The sequence below is a fragment of the Pedobacter sp. 05L430 genome (genome assembly GCF_056397585.1).
Map to the genome: position 1 here is coordinate 1 of NZ_JBFTNT010000016.1, position 14,431 is coordinate 14,431.

The 14,431-nt window shown below is 38.6% G+C and carries 13 protein-coding genes and 1 tRNA gene; 7 read left to right on the top strand and 7 right to left on the bottom strand.

Going from position 1 to position 14,431, the window contains the following annotated elements; translation table 11 throughout:
* Positions 1-880 (top strand): signal peptide peptidase SppA (gene sppA, locus AC1DG9_RS05595; protein WP_477634389.1); only part of this gene is annotated, 880 nt, incomplete at its 5' end.
* A 135-nt stretch (positions 881-1,015) separates the two neighbouring features.
* Here the strand turns inward: sppA and AC1DG9_RS05600 are convergent.
* Entirely contained in the window at positions 1,016-1,657 is a 642-nt protein-coding gene (locus AC1DG9_RS05600) for a hypothetical protein (RefSeq protein WP_337715313.1), read from the bottom strand.
* 129 nt (positions 1,658-1,786) lie between these two features.
* On the opposite strand from AC1DG9_RS05600, the gene AC1DG9_RS05605 reads away from it, so the two are divergent.
* Genes AC1DG9_RS05605 through AC1DG9_RS05630 form a run of 6 tightly spaced genes read left to right on the top strand, consistent with a single transcriptional unit; the run spans position 1,787 to position 7,064 of the window.
* Positions 1,787-3,472, top strand: a complete 1,686-nt coding sequence (locus tag AC1DG9_RS05605) for a DNA polymerase/3'-5' exonuclease PolX (RefSeq protein WP_337715316.1) — start codon at positions 1,787-1,789, stop codon at positions 3,470-3,472.
* A 44-nt stretch (positions 3,473-3,516) separates the two neighbouring features.
* On the top strand, positions 3,517-4,497 hold the full coding sequence (gene rfaE1, locus AC1DG9_RS05610; RefSeq protein WP_337715318.1) for a D-glycero-beta-D-manno-heptose-7-phosphate kinase: 981 nt from the start codon (positions 3,517-3,519) through the stop codon (positions 4,495-4,497).
* A gap of 5 nt (positions 4,498-4,502) precedes the next feature.
* A complete protein-coding gene (locus AC1DG9_RS05615; protein WP_337715320.1) occupies positions 4,503-5,057 on the top strand; it encodes a D-sedoheptulose 7-phosphate isomerase in 555 nt (184 codons plus the stop codon).
* 2 nt (positions 5,058-5,059) lie between these two features.
* Positions 5,060-5,560, top strand: a complete 501-nt coding sequence (rfaE2, locus tag AC1DG9_RS05620) for a D-glycero-beta-D-manno-heptose 1-phosphate adenylyltransferase (protein WP_172660611.1) — start codon at positions 5,060-5,062, stop codon at positions 5,558-5,560.
* 12 nt (positions 5,561-5,572) lie between these two features.
* Positions 5,573-6,553: a glycosyltransferase family 9 protein gene (locus AC1DG9_RS05625; protein WP_246269520.1), complete on the top strand. Its 981-nt coding sequence runs from the start codon at positions 5,573-5,575 to the stop codon at positions 6,551-6,553.
* A 10-nt stretch (positions 6,554-6,563) separates the two neighbouring features.
* A complete protein-coding gene (locus tag AC1DG9_RS05630; RefSeq protein ID WP_172660612.1) occupies positions 6,564-7,064 on the top strand; it encodes a SixA phosphatase family protein in 501 nt (166 codons plus the stop codon).
* On the opposite strand, the gene AC1DG9_RS05635 is transcribed toward AC1DG9_RS05630, so the two are convergent.
* The 6 genes from AC1DG9_RS05635 to AC1DG9_RS05660 all read right to left on the bottom strand — a co-directional run bounded on the left by AC1DG9_RS05635 (position 7,061) and on the right by AC1DG9_RS05660 (position 14,405).
* A complete protein-coding gene (locus AC1DG9_RS05635; RefSeq protein WP_477634390.1) occupies positions 7,061-7,924 on the bottom strand; it encodes an AMP nucleosidase in 864 nt (287 codons plus the stop codon). The genes AC1DG9_RS05630 and AC1DG9_RS05635 overlap by 4 nt on opposite strands.
* 207 nt (positions 7,925-8,131) lie before the next feature.
* On the bottom strand, positions 8,132-9,373 hold the full coding sequence (clpX, locus tag AC1DG9_RS05640) for an ATP-dependent Clp protease ATP-binding subunit ClpX (protein ID WP_172660614.1): 1,242 nt from the start codon (positions 9,371-9,373) through the stop codon (positions 8,132-8,134).
* Between the two features lie 2 nt (positions 9,374-9,375).
* Positions 9,376-10,071, bottom strand: a complete 696-nt coding sequence (gene clpP, locus AC1DG9_RS05645; RefSeq protein ID WP_068890234.1) for an ATP-dependent Clp endopeptidase proteolytic subunit ClpP — start codon at positions 10,069-10,071, stop codon at positions 9,376-9,378.
* A gap of 217 nt (positions 10,072-10,288) precedes the next feature.
* Complete coding sequence (tig, locus tag AC1DG9_RS05650) at positions 10,289-11,635, bottom strand: trigger factor (RefSeq protein WP_337715324.1); 1,347 nt, start codon at positions 11,633-11,635, stop codon at positions 10,289-10,291.
* A 70-nt stretch (positions 11,636-11,705) separates the two neighbouring features.
* Positions 11,706-11,787, bottom strand: a tRNA-Leu gene (locus AC1DG9_RS05655).
* Positions 11,788-12,266: 479 nt separating this feature from the next.
* Positions 12,267-14,405 (bottom strand): prolyl oligopeptidase family serine peptidase, encoded by a 2,139-nt coding sequence (locus AC1DG9_RS05660; RefSeq protein WP_430709519.1) that lies wholly within the window; start codon positions 14,403-14,405, stop codon positions 12,267-12,269.
* Positions 14,406-14,431: the final 26 nt, after the last annotated feature.

Genomic DNA, 14,431 nt, shown 5'->3' on the forward strand with positions numbered 1-14,431 from the left:
AAACGCCGATAAAAGTGAAAGCGGTAAAAACAAAGTAGCTGTAATTTATGCTGATGGAGATATTGTTGGTGGAGAAGGCTCTAATGCACAGATTGGTTCTGAGCGCCTTTCCAGAACCATCAGAAAGGCCAGATTAGATTCAAGCATCAAAGCTATTGTATTGAGGGTAAACTCACCAGGCGGCAGCGCACTTGCTTCTGATGTAATCTGGAGAGAAATTATTCTTACGAAAAAAGTTAAACCGGTAATTGCCTCATTTGGTGATGTGGCAGCATCCGGAGGTTACTATATTGCTTGTGCAGCGGATTCAATTTTTGTACAGCCAAACACAATAACTGGATCTATTGGCGTATTTGGTGTGATTCCTAATTTCCAGAAATTACTGAACTCCAAACTTGGAATTACATTTGATGGTGTTAAAACCGGAAAATATGCCGATATCATGAGTACTAACCGCCCTCTAACTGATGGCGAAAGGCTAATTATTCAAACTGATGTAAACAGAGTTTACGATACCTTTATTACTCATGTATCTGAAGGACGTAAAAAGTCTAAAGCATATATTGATAGCATTGGTGGTGGCCGTGTTTGGATAGGTACAGATGCGGTAAAAATAGGACTTGCAGATAGAACCGGAAGCTTTAATGATGCTATTGTTTCGGCAGCAAAAAAAGCAAAGGTAAAAGAGTACAGAGTAGTGGAATATCCTGAAATGATAAGCCCCCTAAAGTCATTTATGGAAAACAGTACCGATAAAGTAAAAACATATTATGCCAAGCAAGAACTTGGCGATAGCTATCCAATTTATCAGCAAATAAAATCAGCCATTTCAAAATCAGGCGTACAAACACGCATGCCATTTGAAATTAAAGTAAATTAAAAGATCTTAACTTTTATTCTTTAGAACGCATCGTCATACTTTAGAACGCACCGTCATCTCCTTTGGTTAATCAAAGGAGATGACGAAAGCCTCAAAACGACAGCCCTAAAATCAGCAGCGTCAAACAATCTTTCTTTATTGAACTTTATTCCAACCCGGATGTATCGTTAAATATGTACTATTTACCGATACTTTTTTAGGATGTACTGTAATGGCAGTAGTAAAAAAATGATCTCCTTTATTCCTTACATCAAAAGCTATCCCCTCATCCTCTGCATCATAAACAACTAAAGTATCTTTTTTAACAGTGCTCACATAAATCTCGGCCTTTTTTACATTCGGAAAAACTGCCTTTATCTCATCAAGAGATACTCCAATCCTTAAACCCTTATCAGTTCTGTAATTCGAAGCACTCACCACAATCTGCTTAACGTCTTTAGTAACCATCGTGCTATCCTTATAAGATGAATAAACCGACAGCATTCCTTTTTTGGTATCAGTTGAATCTCTGAGGTACCATATCCCCCACGCCTTTCCCATCGCGGCATCACCGTCATTTGGATTCCCTAAAATCTTAAAAACCTCTTGCATGTCTTGCCCTAAAAACACATTATCAATCGACTTGCCCGGAACAATCATCAGATCTCCGGAATACTCTGGAAATGCACCGGCAGGAAGACGGGCCTCTTTGTCCTCCTCTGTCGTCTTTTTATTTGGTTCATTGCAGCCCAAAACCAGAGCCAGCAAAAAAACACTTAAAATATTGAATTGTCTCATAGCAACATAAGGTAAAAAAACCATGCCAATAATAGTTTAATCAAAAAACCGAGCGTTTTTATTTAATTTAGCAACGATGGAATTATCCTAAAAAATAGCTCCATTACTGTTAAGGTAAAAAATAACTCAATGGAAAACAAGACCATCGCCCGTACCCTCCGTCTCCTGTCTCAATTGATGGAACTACATAATGAAAATCCTTTTAAAATAAAATCAGTGGCTAATGCCGCTTTTAAAGTAGATAAACTGCCATTTGCCATTAAAGATAAAACGCTCGAAGAAATCGCACTCATAGATGGCCTTGGCAAAAGTATATCGGCAAAAGTATGGGAGTTACTGCAGACAGGCTCCATGGTTGAACTTCAGACCATCCTGACCGAAACACCCGAAGGAATTGTAGAAATGCTGGGCATTAAAGGTATTGGCCCTAAAAAAATATCAGTTATCTGGAAAGATCTCGCTATCGAAAACATTGGCGAACTTTATTACGCCTGCAATGAAAACAGACTTATTGAAGCAAAAGGCTTTGGTCTGAAAACACAGGAAGAGATCAAGAAAGTTATTGAATTTCAGATGGCAGCACATGGCAAATTCCTGTATGCCCAGGCAGAAGGATTTGTTAACACACTATTTGGAGACCTTGCCATATGGCTTAGGGGCATCAGCGGAGAGCCGCTTTTAGGTGTTGCCGGAGCATACCGCCGCTGTCTGGAAATTATCGAAGAAATAGAACTCGTAATTGGTGCCGAGCGCATCGAAGAAGTAGTTACAAGAATATCAGAATTTGAGCCTTTACAATTTGAAGCGCAGGGCGATGATGCACTTATAGCACACAGTCCTACAGGTCTTAAAATCAAACTTTATGTGGTAGCCAAACACGATTTCTACCTCAATTGGTTTAAATTAACCGGCAATGAAAAACATGTTACCGATGTTTTAACTTTAGCAGGCAATGGCCCCTTTAATGATGAGCAATCTATTTATCAAAAAGCCGGATTAGCATTTGTTGAACCGGAGCTTAGAGAGGGATTAAATGAAATAGAATTGGCAAAGGCAAACAAACTGCCTCAGTTAATTACCTACAATGACCTAAAAGGAAGTTTACATAACCACTCTACCTGGAGTGATGGCGTGCATACCCTGGAACAGATGGCGCTTTATTGTAAAGACAACCTGCAATTAGAATACCTGGGAATTTGCGATCATTCAAAATCCGCATTTTATGCCAATGGCCTAAACGAACAACGCGTTTACGCACAGCATCAGGAAATTGAAGCATTAAATGCTAAACTTGCTCCATTTAAAATATTTAAAGGAATAGAAAGCGACATCCTTTTTGATGGTTCATTGGATTACAGCGACGACATCCTTAAAACGTTTGATTTTGTAGTTGCATCTGTACACAGCATCCTGCGTATGGACGAAGAAAAAGCTACTTCAAGATTAATAAAAGCGATAGAAAACCCATATACTACCATACTAGGACACCCTACCGGCAGATTACTGCTTAGCAGAAAAGGTTACCCAATAGATTATGCCAAAGTAATTGATGCCTGTGCTGCAAATAATGTAGTTATAGAAATCAATGCCAACCCTTTGCGCTTAGATCTGGATTGGCGCTGGCATCGCTATGCGCTTGAAAAAGGCGTTATTTTATCTATAAATCCGGATGCCCACAGAACAGAAGGCTTCCATGATATGAAGTATGGCGTGTTAGTGGGCAGAAAAGGAGGCCTGGAGGCCAAACAATGCTTAAATAGTTATTCTGTAAATGAAATAGCAGATCATTTTAAAAACAGGTTCAACAATATTTAATCATTATAAAAGCCATTATGCTTACCTTTGACCTATAATAGAGCATGCTAAAAGAAAAACTACATAATGCACATCACAATAATCCCGCTCCGGATATATTAGTTATAGGCGATCTCATGTTAGATCACTACATCTTCGGGTCGGCCACCAGATTATCACCAGAAGCACCAGTACCAATCCTAAATGCACATAGAGAATCAAAAATTATTGGTGGTGCGGCAAACGTAGCCAGCAACCTGATTGATCTTGGGGCTAAAGTTCATCTTGCCGGAATTGTTGGTAATGATCTGTTTGCGGCCGACGTAATAGAGATATTAACAACAAAAGGCATAGATAATCGATTGATTTTAAAAGATGACAGCAGAGTAACTACCGTAAAAACCCGGGTTATTGCCGGAAATCATCAAATTGTTAGAATAGACAAAGAGGATATCCACAACATCTCTGCTGAACTGGAAGAATCTTTTTTTGCTTTCATTGCCCCCTATATAGAAAAAGCAGATATTGTAGTCCTTTCAGATTACAATAAAGGATTACTTACTCCAACCCTATCCTTAAAAGTCATTGGTTACTGCCAATCGCTTGGTAAAAAAACCCTTGTAGATCCAAAAGGAATGGATTATAGTAAATATGAAGGTGCTTTTCTTATTAAACCGAACAAGAAGGAACTGGCAGAAGCTGCCAAAGCAGAAAAAATCAATTCTGATGAGGATTTAATTAAAGCTGCTCACGTTATTCTGGACTCCACCAAGGCAACCTATCTGATTGTAACACTTTCAGAAGCAGGAATTGCTATTATTACTAAAGAAGATTATAAAATCATACCTGTTGCCGCTACCGAAGTTTACGATGTAACCGGCGCCGGAGATACCGTAATAGCCACTTTAGCGTATTGCCTATCACTAGACTTTAGTGTTGAAGAAGCGGCAACTATCTCTAATTACGCGGCATCAATTGTGATTAAACATATTGGCAGTGCAACTACCAGCATTGAAGAAATCATTGCATCTTTAAAAACCAATTAACATTCATGGTATTAGACGAATTAAATCATCATAAGGCAACCATTGAGAAAGTCATTTCGAACCTTGTACCTCAAATAGAGAGCAGCTGTAAACTAATTACAGATACCTTGCTTTCGGGTGCTAAAGTACTGTTGGCCGGAAATGGGGGAAGCGCTGCCGATGCACAGCATATTGCCGCAGAACTTACCGGTAGGTTTGTTAAAGAGCGCAAGGCACTACCTGCAATTGCACTTACGGTTGATACTTCGGCACTAACCGCAATAAGCAATGATTATGGTTACCATAGCGTATTCGAGCGTCAGTTGCACGCGCTAGCCAATCCTTCAGATCTATTTATTGCGATATCTACAAGCGGCAACAGCGCAAACATTATAAACGCCTTAAAAGCAGCAAAAGAAATTGGTTGTAAAACACTAGGTCTCTCTGGCAGAGACGGTGGCCAGATGAATAAACTTTGCGATATAAATATTGTAATCCCTGAAGACAATACTGCCAGAATACAAGAAATGCACATCCTGATTGGGCACATTCTTTGCACCGCAGTAGATCAATCATATTAATTATGGCAAAAGATTCAAAACAGACTCTTGTACAAAAAATAGTATCCAGAGATACGCTAATTGATAAGGCCCGTAAGTGGAAGGCTGAAGGTAAAAAGATAGTATTTACAAATGGCTGTTTTGACATCATACACCCTGGCCATATCGCCTACCTTGGCGAAGCTGCAGATCTGGGAGACATACTTGTTGTTGGTTTAAATACCGACAATTCTGTATGCCAACTTAAAGGCGAGAACAGGCCAATAAATAATGAGTTTAGTCGCACACAACTTATTGCATCTATGTTTTTTGTTGATGCTGTTGTCCTTTTTAGTGAAGATACTCCCCTTGATTTAATCAACGCAGTTCAACCTGATGTATTGGTTAAAGGTGGAGATTACAACCTCGATAATATTGTGGGCGCAAAAGAAACAATTGCCAATGGAGGTGAGGTTAAAGTACTTAACTTCTTGCCGGGTTATTCATCAACAAGTATTATAGAAAAAATAAAAGGTTCACAATAAGAAATTATTGATTTGAAAACACCTAAAAAGATTATTGTAATAAGGTTTAGTTCCATGGGGGATATCATTTACACAACCCCGGTAGTGAGATGCCTCAAAGAACAATTACCTGATTGCGAAATACATTTCCTTACCAAACCCGCATTCAAATACATTTACCAGAATAACCCCTATTTAACTAAACTTCATACGCTTAAACCAAGGTTATCTGATACCATTAAGGATATTAAAGCTGAGAATTTTGACCTGATTATAGACCTGCACAATAACCTGCGTACTTCTATTATCAAATTCAAAACCGGACTACCCTCTTCTACTTATAAAAAAGATAGAATAAGTAAATGGCTGGCATTAAAATTCAAATGGAATAAACTCATTTCTGGAAAACATCTGGTAGACAGATATCTTGAAACCGTGAAGTTTCTTGGTGTAAAAAATGATGACAAGCCTATTGATTATTATATCTCTAAAGAATATCATTTATCAGAATTTTTACCTCCATCTCATCAGCAAAAGTTCGTTGCCTTTGTTATTGGAGCCACTCATTTTACCAAAAGGCTGCCTAATGATAAGATCATAGAAATATGTAATAAAATAGATCTTCCTGTTGTTTTATTGGGGGGGAATGATGTAAAAGAGAATGCCGATATAATTAAGGAAGCTACTGGCGATAATGTATTCAGTACCTGTGGGATTACAAACCTGGATCAATCTGTTTTTCTGATCTCTAAAGCCCATAAGGTAATTGGATTTGATACCGGACTGACGCATATTTCAGAAGCTTTTGACAAGCCATTAGCGTCTGTATGGGGCGGCACCACACCTGATTTGCTAGGGGTACATCCTTATAAAATATCACAATCATTAATTGTTGGAGAAGACCTGGCGTGTAGACCGTGTTCAAAGTTTGGTTTAGAGAGATGTCCCTTAGGACATTTTAAATGTATGAAAAACATTCATACCGATAAGATTGTTAGTTTTATAAACTCATAAGAACGCTTATATGAAGCAATTGCTATTAGTAAGACACGGTAAATCAGATTGGGCCAATTCCCATCTTTCAGATTTCGACAGGCCATTAAATCCAAGGGGACACAGAAATGCACCAGAAATGGCGTCAAGGATACTTCAAAAAAACCTTGTTCCGCAATTATTGGTAAGCAGCCCTGCTTTAAGAGCAATTACTACCGCCAAACATTTTTCGCAAGTATGGCACAAATCTCCTGATCAGATCAAAGAAGAAACTGCTATTTATGAAGCTGATGTGAACACCCTTTTAAAGGTTGTAAACAAGCTGAATAATAAATATGACAGAGTAGCCATATTTGGGCACAACCCGGGATTTACAGATTTTGCAAACTACTTAAGTGATGCAAGTATCTATAATATCCCTACCTGTGGAATTGTTATGATAGAATTTCCTACAGATGACTGGGCTGAAGTTAGCCACTTTGGCGGAACGCTGATTGAATTCGATTCCCCCAAAAGTACTGATGGTGACTAAAAATGAAGGTGCTTAACTGTAAGTCCGTTATTAATTAGTTGCATTAACGAATCTACCCCTATTCTTAAATGAGTTTCCACATAATTAGTGGTTACACTGCTATCGCTTTCGGCAGTTTTTACGCCTTCAGGAATCATTGGCTGATCAGAAACCAGCAGTAAAGCTCCGGTAGGTATTTTATTGGCAAATCCAGTGGTAAAAATAGTTGCGGTTTCCATATCTACTGCCATTGCACGTAAGCCTTTCAGGTATTTCTTAAAGTTCTTGTCGTGCTCCCAAACCCTGCGGTTGGTGGTATAGCAAGTTCCTGTCCAATAATCTCTCGAGTGATCTCTTATTGTTGTTGATATCGCTTTCTGCAAAGCGAAGGCAGGTAATGCCGGTACTTCTGCAGGCAGGTAATCATTTGATGTCCMCTCGCCTCTTATCGCTGCTATAGGCAAAATCAAATCGCCCAATTGGTTTTTCTTCTTTAACCCTCCGCATTTGCCTAAAAACAAAACTGCTTTAGGAGAAATTGCGGTTAGCAGATCCATCATAGTAGCCGCCATCGGGCTTCCCATACCAAAATTGATAATGGTAATTCCATTTGCAGTTACGCTTTGCATCGGCTTATCTAATCCTAAAATAGGTGCATTGCCGTTCCACTCAGAGAACATTTGCACATATTTACTAAAATTTGTTAGCAAGATGTATTGTCCAAATTCTTCTAATGGTCTGCCGGTATATCTTGGCAACCAGTTCTTAACAATCTCTGATTTAGATTTTAAACCACCTTTTACAGGAGATTCAATTTCTTTAGTTCTTTTTGCTTTCGCTACTGCTTTTTCATCTTTTTTTACGTCTTTTTCTTCGTTCATATATTTATCCTTTCTTTATTATTCTTTTTTTGAGGTGTATGCTAAACTTCTGTTATCCAATTAAGTATGAGCCCGTCATCCTAAATCTTGTAGTCTTCGGCTACTTCTTCGTCATCTCGACGATAGGAGAGATGACGGCTTGGCGTGCCTACAACCTTAACCAATATATTAAAAAAAAATCCCCGGTAAAACCGGGGATTTAAATTTCTAAGCAGCTTTTAACTTTTTAAAGTCGGCCTTCTCAAATTTCTCCACGGCATAGTCGAGTGAAATACTCAATTCCTGGACACTCGCGTCCGATGGTATTTCAAACATCGCATCAAGCATAATCGCTTCGCAAATAGAGCGTAAGCCCCTTGCACCAAGTTTATATTCCATTGCCTTATCAACAATGAAATCTAAAACCTCATCTTCAAATACAAGCTTTACATTCTCATATTCGAATAGTTTCACATACTGACGCAACAATGAGTTCTTAGGCTCAGTAAGAATGTTGCGTAAAGCCTGCTTATCTAATGGGTTAAGGTGCGTTAAAACCGGCACACGACCAATAAGCTCTGGTATTAATCCAAATGATTTTAAATCCTGAGGAGTGATATACTTGTACAGGTTTTTAAGATCCAACTCTTCGTCGTCCTTTTTAACTTTGTAACCTACAGCCTGTGTACGCAATCTGTTCGCTATTTTACGTTCAATACCATCAAATGCACCCCCGCAAATAAACAAGATGTTATTCGTGTTCACAGGGATCATCTTCTGATCAGGGTGCTTACGACCACCCTGAGGCGGAACGTTTACTACAGTACCTTCTAAGATCTTCAACAAGGCCTGTTGTACACCTTCTCCCGATACATCTCTGGTGATTGAAGGGTTATCACTTTTACGTGCCACCTTGTCAACCTCATCGATATAAACGATACCACGTTCTGCCGAAGCCACATCATAATCAGCCGCCTGCAATAAACGTGTTAATATGCTTTCAACATCCTCTCCTACATAACCTGCTTCGGTAAGCACCGTTGCATCGCATATACAAAAAGGCACATGCAATATCTTTGCAATGGTTTTAGCCAGTAAAGTTTTACCTGTTCCTGTTTCGCCTACCAGCATGATGTTGGATTTTTCAATCTCAATCTCGTCAGCTTTATCAATCTTCTGACTCAACCTTTTATAGTGGTTATACACTGCCACAGAAAGTACTTTTTTAGCATCATCCTGACCAATAACATACTGATCAATATGCGCTTTAATTTCCTGTGGTTTTAACAAGGTGATCGAAGGATCTAAAGCTTTACCTTTTTTGCTGCCCAGCTCCTGTACCAGAAGCTGATTCGCCTGAGCAACACATTTATCACAAATGTATGCATCAAGCCCTTCGATAAGCATTAAAGTATCCTGCTTACCTGAGCCACAAAAAGAGCAACGCGATTCTTTATTTTGTTTAGCCATTTTTAATCTTTCTTACTACTGGCAACCAGTACTTCATCAATCATTCCAAAACCTTTCGCCTCCTCAGCTTTCATCCAGTAATCACGGTCTGAAGCTTTTTCTACCCACTCATAAGATTGTCCGGAATGATTAGAAATGATATCGTACAATTCCTTTTTTAATTTTAGCATCTCCCTAAGGTTGATCTCCATATCTGAAGCCACACCCTGAGCACCACCAGAAGGTTGGTGAATCATTACACGTGAGTGAGGTAATGCAGCACGTTTTCCTTTAGCTCCTGCTACCAATAAAACCGCTCCCATTGAAGCCGCCATACCGGTACAAATTGTAGCCACATCAGGAGTGATGTACTGCATGGTGTCGTATATACCTAAACCGGCATAAACTGAACCACCTGGTGAATTGATATAAATTTGAATGTCTCTATTGTTATCTGTCGACTGTAAAAACAACAATTGAGCTTGTATAATGTTTGCATTTCCGTCATAAATAGCATCACCTAAAAAGATAATCCTATCCATCATCAAACGAGAGAAAACGTCCATTTGCGCTACATTAAGCTGGCGTTCTTCAATGATATAAGGTGTCATGCTTTTTGGAGAGTTGTTTGTTGCTCCAATAAAACGATCAACATTTAAACCGTTTATACGGTGATGTTTAACTGCATATTTTCTAAACTCGTCTTTATCTATTTTCATAAGTTCCTATTTTTCTTTTATCTGTTATGAAGCTTCCTCAGGAGGTTTCAGAAGTTCCTATTTTCTAATATTTGTCACCAAAGTAGCTAAACTAAATTGGTAATTTATTGTGGCATTGTAAAATTTGAATATCTTTTATATAAATAAGGCGGCCTTAATAAAGCCGCCTTATTCTTAAAACTATAAAATTAATTGTGTTTGCTGTTACCAGCCTTTCTTATTTTAATTCTATAAATTTATTATAAGCTATTTCTTTTTGGTCTAAAGTAGCAACTGATTGAATGTGTTCGAAAACTTTAATCGCTTTTACTTCATCAAAAATACGGTTAGCGTTGTCTTTCTCTTTAAGGAAAGTAGCAGTGTACTGAGCCAATTGATCTTCCGGCATCGGAGCTGGACTGTACATTCTAAATTGTGCGTCTAAACGTTGTTTTGCTGTTTGGAAAACATCTTCGTATTTAATCTCGATGTTATTGTCTTTCATCAATTTGTTTTCGATTAAAGTCCATTTCAAGTTTTTAGCGAAATCATCATAACCTTCAGCTAATTCTTCGTCAGTTAGTTTTTCGTTAGTAGCTTTTAACCATTTACGTAAAAACTCATCTGGCAAATCAATTTTAACACTGTCAGTAAGTTTAGTATACATATCGTTTTGTAATTTACGATCTGCATCTTGCTTAAACATGCTTTCGATTTCTTCTGTAATTCTGGCAGTAAAACCAGCCTCATCAGTTACTTCACCTGCACCAAATAATTTATCAAAGAACTCTTGATTTAAATCAGCTTCCTCTAAACGGTTTACATTTTTAACCGTTGCCTGGAATTTTGATTGTAGGTCTTTGGCATCTTCTTCGCTGATGTTTAATAATTTGGCTATTATAACCTCATTTTTATCAAAAGCTTTTTGAACGTCAAGCGTAACTACATCATCCTTTTTTAAACCAATTAAAGATTTTAAAATCTTTTTATCAGTAACCTGATCTAAACGAATAGACCCTGTTTGTGTAATGCCACCTTCAAAAACTGAACCATCGGCAGAAAGTTGTGCTAATTCGGCATAAAGTACGTCTTCTTCTGCCGAAACTTCAGGGTTTGTCATTTTGCCATAGCTTTTGCGGATGTTTTTGATACGTGCAGCTAAAGTTTCTTCGTCAGCTTTAACAACATATTGAGTAAACTTGTCTTTAGAAGAAAGGTTTAAATCAATAGCAGGTGCTAATCCTAATTCATAATCAAATTCAAATTCGTCTGTATAATCCCATTTGAATTCTTTAGAATCATCCATCACAGGCAAAGGCTGACCAAGAATTTCTACTTTATTATCAGTTAAGTGCTTATTTAAAGTTTCGCTTAACAGATTGTTGATTTCTTCTACAAGAATACTTCTGCCATACATTTTTTTGATGTGAGCAGGAGGAACCATTCCTTTACGGAACCCAGGAAGGTTTGCTTTTTTAGCTTGTTCTTTTATAGTCTTATCAACCTTTTCAGTATAATCTTCAGGTGCAATTTTAATTTTTACAACTGCGTTTAAGTCGTTAATTTTTTCCTGTGTAATGTTCATCTTTCTGAATCAATATTTTTATAACCGTCTTTATATAAAAATTCCCCCGTGTTGCGGGGGAATTTTTGTGTGCGGAAGAAGGGACTCGAACCCCCACGCCGTGAAGCGCCAGATCCTAAGTCTGGTGCGGCTACCAATTACGCCACTTCCGCAGTTAGGATTGTTTTAGGACTGCAAAGATAGAGATAGTTTTCAATTCTCAAAACCCTTTTTAAAATATTTTCAATAAATATTTAATACCCCTCTGCCCTATTCTCATTACTTACTCACCATCAAAATTTCACCCTTCTGATAACCAGCAAAATACATTTGAAATTTTTAATGCATCAATAAATTTCATGAATAAAAAAAAATTAAAATATTTTTTCATTTAACTGTTTTCCGGTAGAGTCGTCGCTAGTTTTCAATCAAAAAGCCATGAAGACATACTCGTTATCCTGAAATCGTGCTATAGCACATGCTGTCGTCGAGATGACGAGCGTATTAGAATGACGCTTAGTACTAACTAATCACCTCCTGTATAGCCAGAGCAGGAGGCGACATTGCTTATCAGGACGTGACATTCTTTTATTGCCCCACCCCTCTTACCATCCGAGAAACCCAGGAGTTGTGGGTGCATCTCTTCTTTCAGTTACCTATATCCCAAGCCCATATTGTAGAATAGAAAGGCCCATTTGTCGGCAATCTCTTCAATAGCTTTATCTGTCGGTTTACCGGCACCATGCCCGGCGTTGGTCTGTATACTGATCAGCACCGGTTCATCACCTCCCTGCCGCTCCTGCAAGGTTGCCGCAAACTTAAAAGAGTGCGCAGGCACAACTCTGTCGTCATGATCGGCAGTAGTAACCAATGTTGCGGGATATTTCCCTCCTGCTTTTAAAGCATGCACGGGCGAATACTTATGTAAATACTCAAACATCTCTTTTGAATCTTCCGACGTTCCATAATCATAGCTCCAGCCTGCTCCTGCCGTAAATTTATGGTAGCGCAACATATCCATTACCCCAACGGCCGGAAATGCTACCTTAAACAGCTCTGGTCGCTGCGCCATGGTAGCTCCAACCAACAACCCGCCATTTGAACCACCCATTATTGCCAGGTAATCTTTAGAAGTATACTTAGTTGAAATCAAATACTCCGCCGCAGCAATAAAGTCGTCAAATACATTTTGCTTTTGGAGTTTAGTTCCTGCAAGATGCCATTTTTCGCCATACTCGCCACCACCACGCAGATTAGGGACTGCATAAACACCTCCCTGCTCCAGTAAAACAACTATAGAAGTACTAAACGCAGGAGTTAAACTAATATTAAAACCTCCGTAACCATATAACACAGTAGGATTTTTGCCATTTAGCACTAGTCCTTTTTTATAGGTAATGATCATTGGCACCTTAGTGCCGTCTTTAGAAGTATAAAATATCTGTTTAGACTCGTATTTTGATGGATCGAAATCGATACCCGGCTTTTTATAGACTTCCGATTGGCCTGTAGTTACCGAATATTTAAAAATTGTAGTTGGATAAACATAGGATGTAAAGGTATAAAATAGCTCTAGCTCCTTCTTTTTACTGCCAAAGCCAACAGCTGTACCTATCCCGGGCAACTTAATTTCATGTTCCAGTTTACCGTCCATATCATACTGCAATACCATCGAAACTGCATCCTTAATGTAATTAGCAAATAGCTTACCTCCACCGGTTGATGGGCTTAATACATTTTCTGTTTCTTTGATCAGGTCTTTCCAGTTTGCAGGTTTGGGATCGGCAGCATCCACAGTAACGATGCGTCCATTTGGMGCGTCAAGGTTTGTATATATGTACAACTTGCTGCCAATATTATCAATGATGCTATGGTTTTGTTCAAAATTATCGACCACAGGGATAATGGCAGAATTGGCCACAGAAAGATCCTTTATGTACAACTCATTACCTGATGTAGAATTAGCAGCAGAGATAATCAAATAGCGTTCATCTTCTGTTAAGCCTGCACCAATATACCTGCGTGGAGTTTTTGCACCTCCAAATACCAGCTGATCGTCTTTTTGCGGCGTTCCCAGTTTATGGAAAAACAATTTATGTTGTTCTGTTAACCCTGATAGCTGGCTTCCCTCTTTAGGTTTATCGTAGCTGCTGTAATAGAAGCCGGTATTGCCTTGCCAGGCTATACCAGAGAATTTTACGTCAATAAGTGTATCGCCAATAATTGACTTATCGGCTGCGTGCATCACAACAACGCTGGTCCAGTCTGAACCTCCTGCCGAAAGCTGATATGCTACCAAACTTCCATCTTTAGAAAAACTGATGTCGGCCAATGAGGTGGTTGCATCTTTAGAAAACGTATTTGGATCCAGAAATACTTCAGGCTCTCCGCCTTCCTTTTGACGATACAGAAGGCTTTGGTTTTGCAAACCCGTGTTTTTATAGAAATAAGTATAATCGCCTTCTTTAAATGGCTGAGAATACTTTTCGTAATTCATCAACTTTGTTAATCGTTCTTTTATGACTTTTCTGAAAGGAATTTGGGCCAGGTACTTTTGGGTTACTGCATTTTCTGCTTTTACCCATGCTTTGGTATCCTCTGCACGATCATCTTCCAGCCAACGGTACGGATCTTCTACTACAGTTCCAAAATAGGTGTCTTTTATGTTTTCTTTCTTTGTTTCCGGATAAGTTATTGCCATTTTTTGTAATGTATTGTTTTTTTGAGCCTGAGCAAAAATAGGGAACATAATGACAAGTGCGATCAGGCTGTTTTTAAATGTTGTTTTCATAGCCAAAATTGTTTTACCTAAAATTT